The 19,019-nt window shown below is 71.2% G+C and carries 16 protein-coding genes and 1 pseudogene; 6 read left to right on the top strand and 11 right to left on the bottom strand.

Translation table 11 applies throughout. From position 1 onward, the window contains the following. Together D7X32_RS10380 and D7X32_RS10385 are read right to left on the bottom strand one after the other, a co-directional pair. Positions 1-826: pseudogene (locus D7X32_RS10380) on the bottom strand (methyl-accepting chemotaxis protein); the annotation flags it as partial. Positions 827-1,027: 201 nt separating this feature from the next. Further along, on the bottom strand, positions 1,028-1,768 hold the full coding sequence (locus D7X32_RS10385) for a PP2C family protein-serine/threonine phosphatase (protein WP_120602366.1): 741 nt from the start codon (positions 1,766-1,768) through the stop codon (positions 1,028-1,030). 407 nt (positions 1,769-2,175) lie between these two features. On the opposite strand from D7X32_RS10385, the gene D7X32_RS10390 reads away from it, so the two are divergent. After that, positions 2,176-3,240, top strand: a complete 1,065-nt coding sequence (locus D7X32_RS10390; protein ID WP_147450099.1) for a hypothetical protein — start codon at positions 2,176-2,178, stop codon at positions 3,238-3,240. Between the two features lie 58 nt (positions 3,241-3,298). Here the strand turns inward: D7X32_RS10390 and D7X32_RS10395 are convergent, their stop codons facing one another. From D7X32_RS10395 to D7X32_RS10405, 3 genes are all read right to left on the bottom strand, one after another. Beyond that, positions 3,299-4,588, bottom strand: coding sequence for a hypothetical protein (locus D7X32_RS10395; protein WP_120602368.1), 1,290 nt, complete (start codon positions 4,586-4,588; stop codon positions 3,299-3,301). 39 nt (positions 4,589-4,627) lie between these two features. Next, the gene (locus D7X32_RS10400; protein ID WP_120602369.1) at positions 4,628-5,512 is read right to left on the bottom strand and encodes a hypothetical protein; all 885 of its coding nucleotides are present in this window, start codon (positions 5,510-5,512) and stop codon (positions 4,628-4,630) included. 160 nt (positions 5,513-5,672) lie between these two features. Then, a complete protein-coding gene (locus tag D7X32_RS10405) occupies positions 5,673-6,806 on the bottom strand; it encodes an aminotransferase class I/II-fold pyridoxal phosphate-dependent enzyme (protein WP_120602410.1) in 1,134 nt (377 codons plus the stop codon). Between the two features lie 164 nt (positions 6,807-6,970). Between D7X32_RS10405 and D7X32_RS10410 the strand changes: the two genes are divergently transcribed. Together D7X32_RS10410 and D7X32_RS10415 are read left to right on the top strand one after the other, a co-directional pair. Continuing rightward, a complete protein-coding gene (locus D7X32_RS10410; RefSeq protein ID WP_120602370.1) occupies positions 6,971-7,480 on the top strand; it encodes a peroxiredoxin family protein in 510 nt (169 codons plus the stop codon). A 37-nt stretch (positions 7,481-7,517) separates the two neighbouring features. Continuing rightward, complete coding sequence (locus D7X32_RS10415; protein ID WP_120602371.1) at positions 7,518-8,558, top strand: SDR family NAD(P)-dependent oxidoreductase; 1,041 nt, start codon at positions 7,518-7,520, stop codon at positions 8,556-8,558. A 31-nt stretch (positions 8,559-8,589) separates the two neighbouring features. Here the strand turns inward: D7X32_RS10415 and D7X32_RS10420 are convergent, their stop codons facing one another. Then, on the bottom strand, positions 8,590-9,699 hold the full coding sequence (locus D7X32_RS10420) for an MJ1255/VC2487 family glycosyltransferase (RefSeq protein WP_120602372.1): 1,110 nt from the start codon (positions 9,697-9,699) through the stop codon (positions 8,590-8,592). A 73-nt stretch (positions 9,700-9,772) separates the two neighbouring features. Here D7X32_RS10420 and D7X32_RS10425 point away from each other — a divergent pair, with 73 nt between their 5' ends. Both D7X32_RS10425 and D7X32_RS10430 read left to right on the top strand, forming a co-directional pair. Beyond that, positions 9,773-10,090: a hypothetical protein gene (locus tag D7X32_RS10425; RefSeq protein ID WP_120602373.1), complete on the top strand. Its 318-nt coding sequence runs from the start codon at positions 9,773-9,775 to the stop codon at positions 10,088-10,090. Between the two features lie 128 nt (positions 10,091-10,218). Continuing rightward, a complete protein-coding gene (locus tag D7X32_RS10430) occupies positions 10,219-11,118 on the top strand; it encodes a LysR family transcriptional regulator (protein WP_120602374.1) in 900 nt (299 codons plus the stop codon). A 32-nt stretch (positions 11,119-11,150) separates the two neighbouring features. On the opposite strand, the gene rsmB is transcribed toward D7X32_RS10430, so the two are convergent. From rsmB to D7X32_RS10450, 4 genes are read right to left on the bottom strand one after another with little or no spacing between them, the layout of a single operon-like run. Continuing rightward, positions 11,151-12,467 carry a 16S rRNA (cytosine(967)-C(5))-methyltransferase RsmB gene (gene rsmB, locus D7X32_RS10435; RefSeq protein WP_120602375.1) on the bottom strand — a complete coding sequence of 439 codons (1,317 nt, stop codon included), beginning with the start codon at positions 12,465-12,467 and terminating at the stop codon, positions 11,151-11,153. Further along, a complete protein-coding gene (locus D7X32_RS10440; protein WP_171448533.1) occupies positions 12,464-13,426 on the bottom strand; it encodes a type II 3-dehydroquinate dehydratase in 963 nt (320 codons plus the stop codon). Before D7X32_RS10440 ends, rsmB begins: the two co-directional genes overlap by 4 nt. Positions 13,427-13,475: 49 nt before the next feature. Further along, positions 13,476-14,414, bottom strand: a complete 939-nt coding sequence (fmt, locus tag D7X32_RS10445) for a methionyl-tRNA formyltransferase (RefSeq protein WP_120602376.1) — start codon at positions 14,412-14,414, stop codon at positions 13,476-13,478. A 33-nt stretch (positions 14,415-14,447) separates the two neighbouring features. Then, positions 14,448-15,038, bottom strand: a complete 591-nt coding sequence (locus tag D7X32_RS10450) for a signal protein (RefSeq protein WP_120602377.1) — start codon at positions 15,036-15,038, stop codon at positions 14,448-14,450. 102 nt (positions 15,039-15,140) lie between these two features. Between D7X32_RS10450 and D7X32_RS10455 the strand changes: the two genes are divergently transcribed. After that, positions 15,141-16,736: a HEAT repeat domain-containing protein gene (locus tag D7X32_RS10455; RefSeq protein ID WP_120602378.1), complete on the top strand. Its 1,596-nt coding sequence runs from the start codon at positions 15,141-15,143 to the stop codon at positions 16,734-16,736. 15 nt (positions 16,737-16,751) lie between these two features. On the opposite strand, the gene D7X32_RS10460 is transcribed toward D7X32_RS10455, so the two are convergent. Further along, positions 16,752-18,950 (bottom strand): FUSC family protein, encoded by a 2,199-nt coding sequence (locus tag D7X32_RS10460; protein WP_120602379.1) that lies wholly within the window; start codon positions 18,948-18,950, stop codon positions 16,752-16,754. Between the last annotated feature and the right edge of the window lie 69 nt (positions 18,951-19,019).

Below are 19,019 nucleotides of genomic sequence, written 5' to 3' on the forward strand. Positions count from 1 at the left end.
TGAGCGTCTCGTGGGCTCGGAGATGTGTATAAGAGCCAGCGAACAGCCCCAGCCCCAGCACCCCCATCAGCGTGGAGCGCATCCGCGCCCACTCCGCCTGGGCGCCGCGCGCCAGCACCAGCTCCAGCCCCTCCCCCACCTGCACCCGCGACACGTGCAGCGACGTGCCGCCCACGTCCACCTCGGCGCCGTCCGCTTCGCCCTGGCTCGCGCCCAGCAGCGCCGGAGCCTGGACCGAGTGCAGCGACTGCGCCACCAGCCGGGGGCCCACGTGCAGCAGCGACTCCAGGTGTTCGCTGCCCGCGCCCAGCCGCCCCAGCTCCTGCGTGCCCAGCTCCGCTCCCACCACCAGGTAGCCCACCGGCGCGCCGTGGGCCTGGAGCGTCTGCGCCACCGCGAGCAGCGGCGCGCCCGCGGCCGGCAGCAGCACCTGCCCCTGCTGGCGCACCACCTTCGGAAGCCCCGGCAGGTCCTGCTCGCCCGTGGACGCGATCACCGTACCGTCCACGCCCACCAGCACCAGCAGGTCCACGCCCAGCAGCGCGCGCTGCTCGTTCAGCAGGGTCGCGGCCTCCGGGCGCGCCACGGAGAAGGCCCGCGTGAACGCGGGGTTCGCCACCGCCACGTGCCCCAGCTCCGCCAGCACCCGCAGCTCCTGGTCCTTCAACGCCTCCCAACGGGTCGCATCCCGCGTCAGGGCGGAGGCCATCTCCGACTCCACGCGCGAGCGCAGCGACAACCCCATCAGGGTCACGGTCAGCAGCGTGAGGGTGATGACAACGGCGGTGAGGGCCGCGGTCAGGCGCGCGGCAAGGCTGAGCGTCATACGCAACGGGTGCTCGGACGAGGGAGGGGGAGACGCGAGGGGGAGGCCCCAGATTAACCTGGAAGATGCGAAGGATTGAAGTCCCTGTGCCGGGTGACTCCCCTCCGTCGTTGCGGACCCATCGCGTAGGGTCGGCGTTCAGGACCGACCTGAGGGGTTCAAGGCCCACGCACTCCCAGCGTGTGACACAGTGGGTAGACTTCAGGCCGCCACGCGCAGCACGACGGCGGTGATGTTGTCGCGGCCCCCCGCTTCGTACGCGGCGGTGACGAGCGCGTCACACGCGGCCTGGGCGGAAGGCGCGCGCAGCTGCTCCTTCAGCAGCTCCGGGCCCAGCGGCTCATACAGCCCGTCCGAGCACAGCAGGAAGACGTCCCCTGGCTGCGTCTCCAGACGCTGCACGGTGGGCTCCGCGTTCTCCGTGCCCAGGGCGCGGGTGATGAGGTGGCGCAGGTTGGCGGGATTGCCGGGCGGCTCCCGGCCCGCGGCCCGCAGCTCCTCGATGAGCGAGTGGTCGCGCGTGAGCGACTCCAGGCGGTCCTCGCGCAGGCGGTACAGGCGGCTGTCACCCACGTGGGCCACCGCGGCCCAGCGCTCTCCCACCGCGAGCGCCACCACCGTGGAGGCCATCTCCTTGAGCTTGCCCACGCGGCGCACGCGCAGGGTGCGCTGGGCGAGCGCGGTGCACGCGGCCAGGTAGTTCTCCTCGCGGCTCCTGGCGGGGTCCACCGCGTCCGGCCAGGTGCCGTCGCGGTCGCGGTCCAGCCGGTCGCTGAACCCCGCGAAGGTGTCCACCACGCACTGGCTGGCGACCTCCCCGCCCTCCTGCCCGCCCAACCCGTCCGCCACCACGAACAGCCCGCGTTCGGGCAGCACGCAATAGGCGTCTTCATTGTGCGGCCGGCGACCGATGTGGGTCTGCCCCGCGCTCTCGAATCTCATCACCACCGCCTCCTGGCTGGGCTCCCGGACAGCAAACGGGAGGCCAACGGCCCGGTCTCTTCGCCCCCGGGACGCCCCCACGGGGTTCTCGCCTCTGGAGAACGTCCGGGTGCGCGTTCCCTCCGCGCGCCCACACCCGCCTGTCCGCCGACCGACGTTGCGGTCGTCTCCGCCCCGCCCCGCCGTGACTTTTCAACGAGCGGGACACCCCGAAGGCCAGGGCGGACTTCGTGGGAGGACGCGGGACCGGCGTCCACGTGTGGAGCAAGGGTGGGAGTCATGGGCGCCGGTAGGATATCGGGCATCGGGGCCAATGGGGATCGCGTGAAGCCCCCTAGCAACTCCTGCCGGCCCCGGCGGACAATGCATGAGCCGCCCGACCTGCGGGCCATCACCCGAGGAGAACCATGACATCCATCCGCCGAGTGGGTTCTGGCATCTCGACGTCCCGGGCCTGGTCCATCTCCTCCGAGCTGGAGGTCACCGCCCCGGTGAAGCAGGACCCCATGACGCCAGTGGAGCCGGTGCGGCGGGGCTTCGCCGACACGAGCGACTTCCAGGCGGACGCCGACGGCGACCTGGCGGGTGCGCTGCTCGCGGACCTGGGGCTGACGCCGGGGCCGTCCTCGGAGGCGCGGGGCCGCGCGTCGGGCCTGGAGGCTCCGGAGCCCCGGGCCGCGCTGCTGGAGAACGCCCAGCTGCGCACCTTCGCGGGGGAGAGCAGCTTCGAGGAGGCCGGGCCCGCGTACGCACAGCTTCTGGGCACGCCGCAGACGTCCACGCCGATGCTGCAGGCGCGCCACTTCCAGCAGGCGGAGCGCCGCGCTGAAGCCCCGCCGGCGGATCCGTCCATGGATCCTTCCGACATCCTGTCGCCCGACGCGGCCGCGTGGGAGCTGCAGAACCTGGACACCATGCCGAGCACCGTCTCCGCGCAGGAGGCGGAGGACCTGCTGTTCCTCCTGGAGTCCGGCGACCTGTCCGGCCTGAGCGACGAGGAGCTGAGCGCGCTGAGCGACGGCCTGGACGCGGACGACGCGGCCCTGGATTCATCCGGCGACGCGGACGGACTGGAGGCGTCCGGTGCGCCGGACGATTCGGACGGGTTCCTGGCCACGATGGAGGACAGCGGACCGGACCTGTCCCAGGAAGCAGCGCTGAACGCCCCCCGTCCGAATGACTTCCTCGCGGACGCGGACGACTTCACGATGGAGGCCGTGCAGGCCGAAGCCGCCTACTCCGCCGCGTACGCGGAGGCCCACTACGGAACGGCTCCCGGCGTGGAGGCCCCGCCCGCGCGGCCTGAGACGCGCGCCGCCGAAGCGGAGCCCAGCGTCGTGGTGGCCGCGGAGGTGGAGGCGCCGGTGTCCGAGCCCGCCGTCGCGACGGTGGACATCGAGGACGTGCAGGACGCCGACTTCGTGGAGGTCGACGCGGCCGCCACGCCTCCTCCGCCGCCGCTCGAGTCATGAGCCCGCCGTCACCCGGCCCTGAAGTCCGGGTGACGCTCGGGTGATGCCCAGGTGACGCTCAGGGCGCGGGCGTGTCGGAGAGCGCGGCGTCCAGCTGCTTCTGCGCCTCCATGACGTCCTTCTCCAGCTCGTTCGTGTAGCGGTCGCGCTCCGGGCTCCGCCACTCCGCGGGCGAGAACTGCTGGAGCGTGTACTCGCGCGTGGTGTGCACGGGCCCGCGCATCGTGACCATCAGCTCGCGGTCCGGGTCGCCCATCTCCTTGAGCAGGAAGCCCTCCACGTCGCGCAGGGTCAGCGGGAACGTGGGCGCCTCGTCGCGGATGAGCTTGCCGAAGACGTTGAGCTTCACCTCCTGCAACCCCTCCTGCAGCTCCTCGTTGAACGACACCGACGCGAACGGCACGCCGCCTTCGTCGTCCAGCCGGCCGGACACCACGTACCGCCCCGCCTTGCGGACCTGGACGGACAGGTACAGGTCCAGCGACCCCGCCTCCACCGCCTCGCGCACCCTGCGGGTGAAGGTGGCCGGCGGCGCGGGCGTATAGAGCACGTCGAAGAACGCCGAGTCCTCCACCGAACCCGAGCGCACGCGCACGTCCACGCGCAGTGTGCCGGAGAACATCGCGAAGCCCTGCTTCGACGGCTGGAAGCGCCCGGTGAGCATCCCGTCACCCGCCACCGCGTCGCCGCCCTGGCCCATGTCCGCGAAGGTCACCGGCACGCCCGGGACACCGCCAGCGCCCGCCATGTGCTCCGCCTCGTGCGCCAGCGCGGACACCACCTCGCAAGGCTGCGGCGTGCGGCGCGAGTCCTCGCACGCCACGCTGAAGAGCACCGCTTCGTCACCGACGACGAACACCTTGTCCTGCTTGAGCCGCAGCTGCACGTCGGAGGTGCCGTCCTCCGACGCCTTCGGGCTGAGCGGCCGCGTGCGCTCCGGCTCCGCCAGCTCCATCTGATCCGGGTGCTCGCGGCTGGGCCGCGACTCGGGCGGATAGCGCGTGGCCGCCACGTAGGACTCCAACGAGCGCTTCGCGCGCTCCAGCCGCTTCTGCCACAGCTCGCGGCGGGCCTCGCGCTCGCGGGCCTCCGGGCTGAGCAGTGACGGCGCGGCGGACTCGGCCGCCAGGGCCGTGCCGCCGCGCTCCGCCGGTGCCCGCGCCACCTCGCGGGGGTTGGCCACCGGAGCGGAGGCAGGCTCCGGTGCGCCCTCCGGCGCTTCGGCCCCTTCACTTCCCTGCCACCAGAAGAACGCCCCACCCGCGAGCACCAGGGGCACAAGGGCAAGCAACCATCGGCCGTGGCGCAGCCGGGAGGCGGAAGAGACAGGACCGTCGTCGGGAGTCATGAGCAGGCTTCGCCGGAGGGGGCGGGGGAAGCCGTCATTCTAGTACGCGTACTGGACCATGTACTCACGCACCTTGGAGACGATGCCGCCCCAGGTGCCGTTGGCGTAGTGGTTGTACGACTCACCGTCGTCGCGGAGGTACACGGAGTGGAAGCTCCACTTCGCCCGGCCGTCGCTGCACGCGTTCTTGAGCAGGTTGAGCGTGCCGCCGCAGAACCAGTCGCCCGGGTTGCAGTAGGACCCGCCGCTGCTGCCGGAGACACCGCCCGTGGAGTGGTAGGACACCGCCTCGTCGTCCTGGCCCGGGAGGATGCCGGAGTACAGCGTCCCCTTGGAGCCGGCGAACATGAGGAACTCCACGTTGGCCGTGGCGTTGTGGTTGTACATGGAGCGCGCCGTGGTGGTGACCAGGTCGCTCACCAGGGGCTCGCTCACCGCCCAGTCGCCGTGGTCCGCCAGCTCGCTGCCGCCGCCCGCGCCGGACGCCACGGCCACCCACTTGATGTTCCAGCCCGTCTGCGTGGAGGTGCCCACGTTGCCGCATTCGCCGTTGGCGTTGGGCGTGGCGTTCTTCACCTGACGCGTGCTGGCGCCGTACAGCGACAGCGCGTAGCCGATCTGCAGGTCACCGGCGCTGTGCGCGGCGATGTAGCAGGAGTTCGTGCCCGTGCAGAAGCAGTCCAGCGCGTTGCGGATGCGGTAGTTCTCCGAACCCACGCGCTGCGTGCCGTTCCAGTTGACCGCCTTCTTGTTGATGCCCGCCGCGGTGGTGGCGGGCCCCCAGTAGCTGAAGTCGGCGTAGTTGCCCGCCTTCGTCGTGTTGCCGTTCCGGCCGTGGATCCACAGCGTGTAGTTCGTCGCGGCGGCTTCGGTACCCACCAACAGCGTCGCGGCGGTCACGGCCGCGCCAATCAGCATCTTCATCGGGGTGTGTCTCCTGGCCTCTCGGGGGGATGAGAGGGCTTCCGCACGGCCCCAGGCCGGGCGAGGGGACGACCACTCTAGGGGTTGTTTCAGATGAACGCGATAAGCCGAAAGTCCAGTCGTCAGTGGAAACCCTGACGCATCGCGCCGCCCCGCGGCGTCACCCCAGCGCGTCCAGGCCCCCGTCCCGTACGAAGCGTTCCAGCCGCTCCAGTGCTTCCGGCAGGTTGGCGCGCCCCAACCCCAACCGGAAGTGATTGCCGGGAAAGCCATACACGTCACCCGGCAACAGCAATACGCCCTCGCGGGTAATCAATGACTCAGTGAAACGAGCCACCGGGATGTTTCGCGACAGACGGGGGAAGGCCACGCTGCCGGCGCGCGGGCGCACCCAGTGGAAGGTGTCCGCGTGGCGGGCGAAGAAGTCATCCAGCCGCGCGAGGTTCGCGGTGAGCAGCCCGCGGCTGCGCTCCAGCACGCGCTCGCGGGCGCGCAGCGCGATGAGGGACAGCAGCTCGCTGGGGGCGCTGTTGCAGAGCGAGGTGTAGTCCTTGAAGGCGCGGCAGCGCGCCAGCAGCGCCGCGTCCCGGGTCGCGAGCCAGCCCACGCGCAGCCCCGCCAGGCCGAACGCCTTGGACATCACGCCCAGGCTCACGCCCTTCGTGAAGCACGACGCGGCGGGCGGCAGCGTGTCGTTCGCGTCGTACTCCAGCAGCCGGTACACCTCGTCGGAGAAGAGGTGGATGCCGCGCGCTTCGCACAGCGCGCACAGCTTCTGGAAGGTGGCGCGGTCCGGCAGCGAGCCCGTGGGGTTGTGCGGGAAGTTCACCACGACCATGCGCGTGTCGGGGCGCAGCGCCGCCGTGAGCGCGTCCAGGTCCAGCGCCCAGCCGTCCTCTTCGCGCAACGGCAACAGCGTCACGTCCGCGCCGGTGGCGCGCGCCACTTCATACAGGGACTGGTAGCCCGGCCACGTGACGACGGCGTGCGTGCCGGGGCCCAGCTGGACGTTCATCGCGACGAACAGCGCCTCCTGCGCGCCCGCGAAGGTGAGGACGTCCTCGGAGCACAGGTCCGGGTACATCCCAGCGATGGCGTCGCGCAGCGCGGGCATGCCGGGCGTCTCCGTGTAGCCGAGCGTCAGGCCGTCCCAGCGGGCGCGGTCCTCCGGCGACGCGAGCGCCAGCAGGTCCGCCATGCGCCAGCCCTCCACGTCGGACGCGCACAGCAGGTAGGGCGCGGCGAACTCCCAGCGCGCGAAGTACCGCTCCAGTTCGAAGTCGGGGATGCGCATCACGTCCTCCATGCCGCCTGCCTGCCCACCGGGGGGCGGAGCAGGCCACCACACCTTGCCGGACAGGCGAGCGGACGGGCGCGCAGCCGGGAGCAACCGGTGACGCATGCATAGCTTGAGTCACGTCCCGTTGAAGCGCTTTCCACTTCCCATAGGGAGCTCGCATGGCCTCGACGAAAATCCCGCTCACGCTCCTGGACCCGGATGGCGGGTGGGTGAATGCCCCCGTCCACGTCTCGGAGCTCGATGGACTGCCCGTCCTCCTGCACTTCTGGACCATGGACTGCGAGGACTGCGCCGCGCAGTTCGAGGCCGTGAACCAGTGGGTGGTGGACTACGGGCCCAAGGGCCTGAAGGTCATTGGCGTGGACGTCACCCATTCGGAGACGGAGCTGCGCGACACCAACAAGGTGGAGGGCTTCGCGCGCGAGCACGGCCTGCGCTACCCCATCGCCATGGATGACGGTTCCATGGCCAAGGCCTACGGCGTGGACAAGCACCCCGCCTTCCTCCTCTTCGGCACGGACGGACGGATGAAGAACCGCATTGGCGGCAAGGACGCCCTGCGCCGCGTGCGCGCGCTGCTCAAGAACCTGCCCGGCCAGGAAACGCCCGCGCTCCACGGCGAGGTGTCCCGCGAGCAGGAGGACCAGGTCGCGGCCTCCAATCCCTAGCGCCCCGGCTCCCCACCCATCCCTGGAGAATCGCACCATGGCCGACCGACGACACACCGAGCGAAAGGGCCTCTCCCTGGGCGCGATTGCCGCCGGGGTGGGCGCCGCCGTGGGGCTGAGGCGCGCGCTGCGTGCGCGCTTCAGCTTCAAGGACAAGGTGGTGGTCATCACCGGAGGCTCGCGAGGGCTGGGGCTGGTGATGGCGCGCATGCTGCTGGACGAGGGCGCGCGCGTGGCCATCTGCGGCCGGGACGTCGACTCGCTGAAGCGTGCCCACGCGGACCTGGAGCGCATCGGGGGGGAGGTGCTGTCCCTGCGCTGCGACGTGCGCGACCAGGTGCAGGTGGACGCGATGGTGGGCGCCGTCCACGAGCGGTGGGGCGCGGTGGACGTGCTCATCAACAACGCGGGCGTCATCATGGTGGGCCCGCTGGAGTCCATGACGCTGGAGGACTTCGAGGAGGCGGTGGACGTCCACCTGTGGGGGCCGCTGTACACGACGCTCGCGGTGGCGCCGGCCATGAAGGCGCGCGGCGAGGGCCGCATCGTCAACGTCGCCTCCATGGGCGGCAAGCTGAGCATCCCGCACCTGGTGCCGTACTCCGCGAGCAAGTTCGCGCTGGTCGGCCTGTCGGACGGGCTGCGCACGGAGCTGGCCCAGGACGGCATCCGCGTGACGACGGCGTGCCCGTCCCTCATCCGCACGGGCAGCCCGCGCAACGCGAACTTCAAGGGCGACCACGAGAAGGAGTACGCGTGGTTCCACGTGAGCAATGCGATGATGGGCATCTCGATGAGCGCCGAGCGCGTGGCGCGGAAGATCATCGAAGCCTGCCGCCGGGGTGACGCGGAGGCGCTGGTGGGCATGCCCGCGAAGCTGGGCGCGGTGGGACGCGCCCTGGCGCCCAACCTCACCGCCCTGGTGCTGGACGCGGTGAACCGGCTGCTGCCCCAGGACAGCACCCCGGAGCGCTTCAAGGGCAGCGAGAGCGAGACGCCCCTCACCCGCTCCTGGCTCACGGAGATGAGCCGCCGCGCGGCGGAGCGCAACAACGAGAACGAGGTGTCCCTGCACTGAGCTCGCGGGGACACCCCGGTGGACGAAGGCGTTAAGCCTTGCCGTCCATCTCCGCCAGCTCCATGCGCCAGTGGCCGCGGTGCTCGTACGCCTGCGCCAGCTGGTCGTTCAGCGCGCTGAGCATCTTCACGTTCCCGTCCTGCTCGTAGCCCTTGAGGGCCTCCGCGCAGGCGGGCACGCGGCCCAGGAACGTCTTCAGCGCGTCCAGGCTCAACTCCTTCACATACATCCCGTACCCCAGCTTCTCCAGGTACAGGGCATTGAGCACCTGTTCGAACTGGCCGCCCACGGGGATGCTGAGCAGCGGCTTGTGCAGGTACACGGCTTCGCTCATCAGCGTGTAGCCACCGCCCGCCACCACCGCGCGCGCGGTGCGCAGGTCGTCGATGAAGCCCGCCTCGCTGAAGGGCCGGTAGGTGAGGTTGCCGTCCACCACGTCCTCCTTCAGGTCGCGGCGCAGGCCATACACGCGGCACGGCACGCCGGACTGCTTGAGGATTTCCGGCAGGTGCGTGTTCGTCGTCGCCGTCTGGTACACGAGCAGGTGCTCACCGGCCTCCGGCTTCGCCGCCAGGATCTCCGGCCGCAGGATGGACGGCGCCAGCGTGGTGCGGCGCTTGCGCACCGGCGGGTAGAAGAACGTCGTGGCCAGGTAGTGGAAGGCGCCGGGCAGCTTCGCCTTCACGATGGCGCGCGTGGCTTCGAAGCTCTCCTCGTGGCCCGCGAGCAGCGCCGGGTCGTGCTGACAGCGGTTGATGATCTGCATGTTGTCCACGCTGATGACGGGCAACCGGTGGTTCTTCGCGAACAGGTAGCTGAACGTTTCGAAGTCGCTCACCACCACGTCCGGCTTGAAGCCTTCCACCAGGTCGAAGTACTGGCGCACGTTCTGCGGCCAGCCCGTCACGGCGCCCTTCAGGTTCTGCAGCACCGTCTGCCACTTCTTCACCGAGTTGCCTTCGTAGGCGATGGTCAGCCCCCAGATGCCGTGCACGTTCTGGAAGCGCTGGGCCAGGTAGTGCTGCGCCCGCCCCGACACCACGATGTGGACCTCGTGTTCCTTCGTCAGCGCCTCCAGCAGCACGCGTGAACGCGTGGCGTGGCCCATCCCTTCGCCGACGACCCCGTACAGGATTCGCATGGTCCGGAAGCATACGCCCGGGACACCCTCCCCTGTCCCTTCCGGCCCGGGACGGTGCTACGCCTCCCGGCCCATGACCTCCCTGCCTCCACCCCGGGGTGCCTCCGTCCTGCGCGCCGCGGCGCTCGGGCTGGTGGCGGGCATGCTCCTGGGAGGCCTGGGGCTGCTCGTCCTGGGCGTGAAGGCCGTCTTCGTCCCCGCGGACTGCGCCGGCCTGTCCGCGCAGGAATGCCAGCTCATCCAGGGGGCGGAGCGCGACCTGGGCCGCGTGCAGACGCTCTGCGGGGGTGCGCTCGTCGCCCTGGGCGCCGCCCTCTTCGCCCTCACCCGGCCGCGTCCCCCCAACGCTCCTGACGACTCCCCTGGCGGCTCCCATGACTCCAGCGTTTGAGAGCCCAAGATTTCGCCGCGGCGCGCAAGCAGCCGGGCGCACCTTCCCTGTAGGTCATTTTCGCGCGCGGGGTAGGTCAACTAATTACCACTGGCCCGGCCATTAGGTTTGAGGGTAGGAGACGGCCCATGCAGCTCGAATCGTTGAAGATGTTCTGTGACGTGGTCGAGACAGGCTCGTTCTCGCGCGCGGCGCAGCTCAATCACGTGACCCAGTCCGCGGTGAGCCAGCAGATTCGCGCGCTGGAGAACCGCTACGAGCAGAAGCTGCTCTCGCGCAGCGCGCGGCAGGTGACGCCCACGCCCGCGGGTGAGCGCCTGTTCCGGGGCTGCAAGGAGATATTGGCGCGCTTCGCGGAGGTGGAGCAGGAGATCCGCGAGCAGGCCACGGAGGTCCAGGGCGCGACCACCGTGTCCACCATCTACTCGGTGGGTCTGCACGAGCTGAACGTGGTGCAGAAGCAGCTGTTGAAGACGCACCCCAAGGTCAACATGCGCCTGAACTACCGGCGCAATGATCAGGTCTACGACGACGTGATTCTGGGCGCGGCGGAGATTGGCATCGTGGCCTATCCGCAGCCGCGCGCGGGCGTGGACATCCTGCCGTTCCGCGACGACAAGCTGGCGGTGGTCTGCGCGCCCAACCACGCGTTCGCCAGCAAGGCGAAGGTGAGCGTCACCGCGCTGTCGGGCGTGCCCTTCATCGCCTTCGACCGGGAAGCCCCCACGCGCAAGGCCCTGGACCGCCTGTTCCGCGAGAAGAACATCGACATCAATCCCGTGATGGAGATGGACAACGTGGAGACCATCAAGCGCGCGGTGGAGATGGGCCTGGGCGTGGCCATCCTTCCGCTCGCCACGGCCCACGCGGAGATCAAGAACAGCTCGCTGGTGGCGAAGCCCTTCGCGGAGGGGCCCGTGTCGCGCCCCATCGGTCTGCTCATCCGCAAGGGCAAGTACCTGGACCGCGCGTCCGCCGCGGTGCTGGAGGCCTTCAAGCAGGCCGCCCTGATTCCGCAGGACGACTGAAGCGTCGCCCTGCGGTCCGCGCCCGGCCCGGCTCAGTAGAGCTTGCGCAGCCGGGCCGCGAAGAAGCCGTCGTAGCCCTCCGGTCCGGGCAGCGTGCGCAGCCAGGCCTGGGCGAGCGGCAGCTTGAGGCCGGGCAGCACGGGCGGCTCGGCCGTCCACTCCGGGTGGCTGCGCAGGAACATGTCCACCTGGTCCTGGCCCTCCTGTGGCTCCGGCGTGCAGACGGCATAGACGAGCAGGCCGCCAGCCGGCACCGCCTCCTGGCAGTTCTCCAGGATGCGCCGCTGGAGCGTGGCCAGCCGGGCCACGTCCTCCTCCTTGCGGCGATAGCGCAGCTCCGGGTGCCGGCGCAGCGTGCCCAGTCCGGAGCACGGCGCGTCCACCACCACCGCGTGGAACTCGCCCCAGCTTTCGGGGAACGGTTCGGCCGCGTCGTGCGCGTAGGCCTTCAGGCGGCCGGACAGCCCCAGCCGCTGGGCCTCCGCGTCGATCTTCCGCAGCTTGTTGGCGTGCAGGTCCACCGCGACGACGTCGTGCGTCTCCGCCTGGTGGCAGGCCTTGCCGCCCGGCGCGGCGCACGCGTCCAGCACGCGCGCGGACTCCGGGATGGCGCCGTAGACGCCCACCAGCTGCGCGGCCTCGTCCTGCACCTGCCACAGCCCTTCGGAGTAGCCGTACAGGTCCTCCACGCGGCCCACGGAGGGCAGGATGATGCCCACGGGCGACGCGTCCGTGGCGCGCGCGTCCACGCCCACGTCCTTGAACTGCGCGAGCAGCGCGTCGCGCGTCACCTTGGAGGTGTTGGCGCGCACGACGACGGCGGGCGGCAGGTTGTTGGCGACGAGCATCGCCTCCGCGCGCTCGCGGCCGAACTGGCGGATCCACCGCTCCACCAGCCAGCGCGGATGGCTTTCGCGCACGGACAGGTACTCCACCGGGTCCGTCTGCGCTGGCAGCGGCGGCGACGGCAGCTCCGACAGCTTGCGCAGGATGGCGTTGGTGAAGCCCGCCGCGCGCCCCAGGCCCACGTCCTTGAGGGCCTGGACGGTCTCCGCCACGGCGGCGCGCGCGGGCACGCGGGTGTGGAAGAGCTGGTAGGCGCCCACGCGCAGGGCGGCCAGGACCTTGTCCTCCAGCGCGTCCAGCTTGCGGTCCGCGAAGCGGGTGATGGCGTAGTCCAGCGCCAGCTGCCGGCGGGTGGTGCCGTAGGTCAGCTCGGTGACGAGCGCCGCGTCGCGGGGGTCCTTCGGCGGCGACTCCGACAGCACCGTGTCCAGCACCACGTTGAGGTAGGCATCCGTGGCGCGCACGCGCGACAGGATGTTGATGGCGAGGATACGGGCGTTCATCCTTCTTCCAGCCGGGTCATCAGGTCCACCAGTTGCGTGTCCGTCAGCCGCGTCGCGGGCAGATGGGACAGGGTGAGGCTCTGGAGGCTGTCCTCCAGGAGCTCGCGGTGGCCGCTCTCCGCCGGCTCACCACGCTGGACCTGCTGATACTTCGCGCGGGCCCAGGTGGCCAGCTCCGCTTCACTGAGCCGTCCGGCCAGCCGGTCCGCGATCTTCTGGCGCACGAGCGCCCGCGTGAGCAGGTCCGACGCGGGCGTGGCCCCTTCCTTCGCCGCGCGGCCCAGCGTCTTGCCCGCCTTGCCCTCCCCCTTCACGACGGTGGGCACCGACTTGCGGCCCAGCGTCTTCAGCGGTCCCCCGGCTTCCGCCGTGCGCCTGAGCGAGCGCGCGGGCGTGGCCAGCGGCGTGGGCTCCGGCGCGTCGTCCTTCTTGAGCGGGTGCACGCGGCCCACCAGCTTGGGCTTGGGCCGGGAGCCTTCGTCCTCTTCCGCCGAGGCGCCCTTCTTGCGGCGGCCCAGCGTCTTCACCGGCCCGGGGATGGCGGGGTGGAAGATGCCGCTCGCGAAGGTCTCCAGCGCCTGGATGTACGGGTCGAAGCCGTGCAGCCCCAGCACCTGCATGGCGCACGCTTCGGCCACCACGGACTCGCGCGCGGGCGGCTTGAGCAGCACCTCGATGGCGGGCAGCCCCACCGCCTCCAGCGCCTCCTTCAGCGCGTAGGACGTGAAGTAGCCCGCCGGGTTGATGAGGATGCCCTCCACCTTCTTGCGCTCGGCGTGGAGCGTGTCGATGAGGACCCCTTCGTGGTTGGACTGGACGATGGTCAGCTCCAGTCCCAGGTCCTTCGCCTTCGCGCGCAGGGCCGCGTCGAGGTCCGGCAGGCGGCCCCCCGCGACGTCCTCGAGCTCTCCCAGGAGGTTGAGGTTCGGCCCGTGCAACACCAGCAGCTTCATGCCCATCCTTGAGACTCCATGACGCGAGGATTCCACAGGGCGCTCGGGGGCGCGCTCACGACGTGAACGGCTGACTGCCCGGCTGCAATCTGTTTCCGGAGAGGAAGTCCCCCGCGCGCATCACGCGCTTGCCCTCTGGCTGGACCTCCAGGAAGACGACCGAGCCCTCGCCGCAAGCGACCTCGATGCCCTCCGGCCCCGCGGACAGCACCGTCCCGGGCTCCCCCTTCCCCGCCGCCGGCTGCATCCGGTGCACCTTGAAGACCTTGCCACCCAGGAGCGTGTACGCGCCGGGCCACGGCGTGAAGGCGCGCAGGCGGCGGTCCAGCTCCACCGCGGGCTTCGTGAAGTCCAGCTTGCCGTTCTCCTTGTCGATGATGGGCGCCAGCACCATGCCCTCGGACGGCTGGGGCTGGGGCGTCAGCTCGCCCTTGAGGTAGCGCGGCAGGGACTCCCGCAGGATGTCGCCGCCCAGCGCGGACAGCTTCGCGTGCAGCGTGGCGCTCGTCTCATCCGCGGCGATGGGCAGCCGCTTCATCGCCAGCACGGGGCCCGTGTCCAGGCCCTCATCCATCACCATCAGCGACACGCCCGTCTCGCTGTCCCCGTGCGCGATGGCCCACTGGATGGGCGCGGCGCCCCGGAAGCGCGGCAGCAGCGAGGCGTGCACGTTCACGCAGCCCTTCGCGGGCAGGGCCAGCAGGTCCTTGGGGAGGATCTTTCCGTACGCGGTCACCACGCAGACGTCGGGGGCGTACTGGCGCAGCTCTTCCACGAACGGGGGCGTGCGCAGCTTCTGCGGCTGGAGGACCGGGATGCCCTTCTCCAGCGCGCGCTCCTTCACGGGCGGCGCGGTGACGGCGTTGCCCCGGCCCTTGGGCTTGTCCGGCTGGGTGACGACGGCCACGACGTCGCCCACGTCGAAGCAGGCCTCCAGCGAGGCCACGGCGAACTCGGGCGTGCCCATGAAGACGATGCGGGGTCGGCTGCTCATGTGAGGGAAATCTCTTGGAGGAAAGGGATGGGGTCAGGCCACGGACTTGAACGTGGCGGGCGGCGCGGAGGTGTCCACCGCCTGGCGCTTGCGCGCGCGCAGGGCTTCCAGCGTGGCCATGGCCTCGCGCGACTCGGGGGTGGTGGCCACGTCCTTGAGGACGGCCAGGGCCTTCTCCAGCGCGAGCGCCTCGTCCGCCTCGCGCTGACGGATGCGGTCCACCGCCTCACTGAAGCGCCCGAAGAAGGCGCGCAGCTCGTCCTTGCGCCGCAGGGGGCGCAGGCGCGGATAGCGGCCCGCCGCGAGCGCCGCGACATAGAGGCTCATCACGTGGACGGGGCCCGCCACACGGTGCGTGAAGAGCAGCCCGAACAACCCGAGCGCGATGCCCAGGCCCACGGTGGCGACGCCGGTGAGCCACCAGAGCGTCTCCTCGCCTGACAGGCCCCCTTCGGCCGCCATGCGGTTCACCTGCTGCGCGAGCACGCCGAACAGCAGCATGCTCCCGGCGCCCATGCCGGTGAGCAGCAAGATGTATTTGAGCTGGAATTCTCGGTCGAGCAGGTACGTCCGGCGCACGATGGGCGGACGCGACGCGTTACGACTGTCTTCGGCATGGGGCATGTCGTTGACCAGCGTACCCCAGGAGGTGGGGGAGGTTTGCGTCCTTCGTCAGGACAGGTCTACACCCGACGAAAGCCTGACGTTCGGACGCAAAGGAGCCCCATGTCCCGCTCATTCGTCGCCCTGTCCCTGGCCGTGTCCTGCCTTGCCCTGGGAGGTTGCAAGAAGGAGGACCCCAAGACGCCGGAGTACTGGCAGTCCAGTCTGGAGGGGGCGAAGCGGCCCGACGACCGGGTGCGAGTGATTGAGTCGATGCGCACGTCGGGCAACGTCAACGAGCAGTTCCTGCCCTTCCTGCACGCGAGGCTGTCCTCGGAGCGCAAGCCGGAGGTGAAGGCGGCGGTGGCCCGGGCGCTGGGGGATTTGCACCACCCGACGTCGCTGGAGCCGCTGACGGCGGCGCTGGACCCCGGGGCGTCGGACGTGCCCGCGCAGCAGGTGAACAAGGCGGTGGTGGGCGCGCTGGGGCGGATTGGGGATGAGCGCGCGGTGCCATCGCTGGTGCCCTTGCTGCGCAGCAAGGACAACTACACGCGCATCGAGGCCATCCAGGTGCTGGGCGCGCTGAAGGCGAAGCCGGCGGTGGAGCCGCTCATCCAGCTGGCGACGGACGAGTCCGCGGAGCCGTTCCTCAACAAGAAGGCCATCGAGGCGCTGGGGCAGATCGGGGATCCGCGCGCGGTGCCGGCGCTGATGCGCACGCTGACCAAGGAGCGCCGGGGCATGTCGTTCTACGTGGAGAGCAGCTTCGCGCTGTTCCAGCTGGGCGCGCCCGCGGCGGACGCGCTGCTGCCGGTGCTGGACGGCAAGGACGCGGAGCTGCTCACGTGGGCGAAGGCGCAGGGCGTGAACCCGGCCAGCTATCCGATGAAGGCCGCGCAGGTGCTGGGCGACCTGCGGGAGAAGCGCGCGGTGCCGTCGCTGCTGAAGCAGCTGTCGTTCACGCATTCGGATCCGCAGATTCAAGCGCTGGTGCGGATGCAGGCGGCGGATGCGCTCGGCAGGATGCGCGCGCCGGAGGCGGTGAAGCCGCTTTCGGGGCTCGTGGGTGAGCCGGATCCGACGGTGCGGGATGCGTACGTGCGGGCGCTGACGCTGCTGGGCGGCCGGGACGCGCTGCCCGCGCTGGAGAAGGCCGCGGGCAGCGGGGATTGGTACGCGCGGGAGATCGCGGTGAAGGGCATCGCGCTGCTGGGCGATGCGCGTGAGCAGCCCGTGCTCGCGAAGCTGGCGGCGGCGGAGCCGGCGCGCACGGCGGCGGACTGCAAGGAGACGGGCGAGGAAGGGTGTGAGGATGCCGCGGCGCTGGGCAAGAAGCGCGCGGATCAGGTGCAGGGGCATGCGGCGGTGCTGGAGGCGGCGCAGGCATGCAATGGCGACGCGGCCTGCTGGTCGCAGCGGCTGCCCAAGGCGAACGCGGTGCTGTTGCAGCGCGCGGCGCTGGAGCTGGGACGGCTGGGGGCCGCGGACCAGGGCCCGACGCTGGCGGCCCGGCTCGCCGAGCGCGACACCGAGGCGCGCGCCACGGTCATCCAGGCGGTGGACTGGCTGGCGGACGCGCCCGGCGGGGCGAAGAAGCTGCGCGACGCGTCCCTGCCCGCGCTGAAGAAGCAGTTGGAGGACGAGAAGGGCAACTCCAACTTCGTGCGCGTGAACGAGGACCTGCGCCGGCTGATGGTGAAGCTGGAGCGGGCCTGACGCGGACTCCGGCGCTCACGCGGGAACGGGTGCGGCGCCATCCTCCGAAGCACGCAGCGCGGGAGGCATGCGCTCCACCGCGTGTTGGAGCACGCCCAACTGGCGCACCAGCCTCGTCACCTGCGTGCGCGCCAGCGCGTCCGTGCCCTCCAGCCCGGGCGCCTCGCGCTTGAGGGCTGATGGCACGCGGCGCGCCACCAGCGCCGCGGACAGCTCCTCCAGCGCATCCGACGCGTAGCGCACCACGGGCCCCAGGTCCGACGCCGGATGCCAGGCGCGGCTCGCGGCCAGCGCCGTCACCGCCGCGGTGAAGCGCCGCGCGTACGTGATCAGCGCCATCCCCGGCTCCAGCTCCTTCGCCGGCCCCTTCCACTCACTGAGCAGCCGCTGGAAGGACGCCTCCGCGGACAACAGCGCCACGCCCACCGTGCGCCGGGCCTCGCGCAGCGCGGCCTCCGTGGGCACCGGCGTCCGCGCCACCTCGCGCAGGTAGTCCTGGTCCGCATTCAGCACGCCGGCCACCTCCTCCGCGAAGCGCGCGTGCTCGGGGCTCGGCCAGAGCAGCCGGATGCCCACCAGCGCCAGCACGCCGCCCAGCAGCGTGTTGAGGATGCGCACCCCCGCGAGCCGCCAGTCCCCCGTCTGAATCTCCGCGAGCAGCACCAGCGCCGGCGCCAGCAGCACCTGGTAGACCGCGAAGTTCAGCGGCCGCACGCTCACCGACACGCAGACCAGCAGCACGATGGCCGCGAGCATCATCCACTGCGCGGGCAGCACGTGCACCAGCCCCATGGCCAGCACGCTGCCCACGAACGTCCCCGCCACGCGCTGAAGCCCCTTCTCCGTCGTGAGCCCGGAGTACGGCTGCAACACGACGATCACCGTGATGGTCACCCAGTACCAGTGATTGAGCCCCAGCCCTTCCGCCAACGCCGTCGCCACCGTCGCGGTGAGCCCCAGCCGCAGCGCGTGCCGGAAGACCACCGACTCCGGCGTCAGCTGGTCGCGCAACACCTTCCACCAGGAGCGTCCCCGGCCCGGCTCCTGCCCGAAGGGCTTCGTGTCCCGCTCCGGCAGCGGCTTACCGCGCTCCAACCGCGACGCCACATCCAGCGCCACCGCGCTGTACTCCCGCAGCCGCCCCAGGAGCCCCGCCACGTGCGAGTACTGCGAGCGCGCCGGCTCCGGAAACCCTCCGTCCGCCTGGAGCACCCGCGTCACCGGCTCCGCGTCCCACGACGCCGGCACCGGCACCGAGCCCCGCGCCAGCGCGCCCACCACGCCCCGCAGGTCCACCGCGAGCGCGCCCAACGCATGCTGTGCCTCGGTGCGGGCCGCGCGGCATGCCCCCTGGCGCGGCGCCTCGTCCAGCGCCTCCGTCATGGCCGTGAGCAGGAGCGACAGCGCGTCCGCGTCCTCCAGCAGCACCAGCAGGTACTCGCCCCGGCCGCTCTCCTCCTGCCGTCCCTGGCGCGTGGCCCCCAGCGTGGCGCGCGCCGTCTCCAGCGACTGCCGCATGCGCGCGGCCTGCTGCACCGCCTCCCACGTCCCCACCCGTGAGGGCCCTTCCATGGGCCAGCCCGCCACCACGTCCGCGGTGGCCGCCAGCTCCTCGTAGCAGGCCGCGATGGCGAGCCGCGCCGGGCGGTAGGGCCTCAGCGGCCACAGCACCAGCGCCAGGAACATGGACCACAGCCCGCCCGCCACGAAGAACGCCGCCTGCATCAGCGCCGCTTCCGGCCCGCGTGACGGCAGCGCCAGCGACACCACGAACAGGTTCGCCAGCAGCATGCCCACGATGCCCGGCGTGTCGCCGTAGCTGCGCGCGAAGCCGCACGCCGTCACCCAGAAGAACGTCAGCGCCACGTCCACCCAGAAGGGACTGGGCAGCGCGATGATCAACCCCACCCCCGCGCCCAGCACCGTCATCGCCCCCATGGCCCGGGCACGCGTGCGGTACGGCCCGCCCTTGTCCACCAGCGCGACGAAGAGCCCCGCCATGCCCGCCCATGCCGCCGCCGGCATTCGAAGCAGCGCGGAGACGAGCAGCGGCACACCCAGGGCCAGCGCCGTGCGCAGCCCCGCGGCCACCGCGGGCCGGCCCGGCTGGAAGCGGAAGAGCCCCGCGACGTGGCGGGGCAGGTGTCCCCGGGCCGCACGCCCCCGTGGCGCCACCCAGCCTTCCGCCACCGTGTCGCCTGCGTCCCCGCGCATCCCCGCTCCTTCCTCTCGTGGACTTCCCCCCCGAGGAAGAAGATGGGGTGCGCGAGCGCCGGAATCCGC

This window comes from Corallococcus carmarthensis (assembly GCF_003611695.1).
In the GTDB taxonomy this organism is placed as follows: Bacteria; Myxococcota; Myxococcia; order Myxococcales; family Myxococcaceae; genus Corallococcus; species Corallococcus carmarthensis.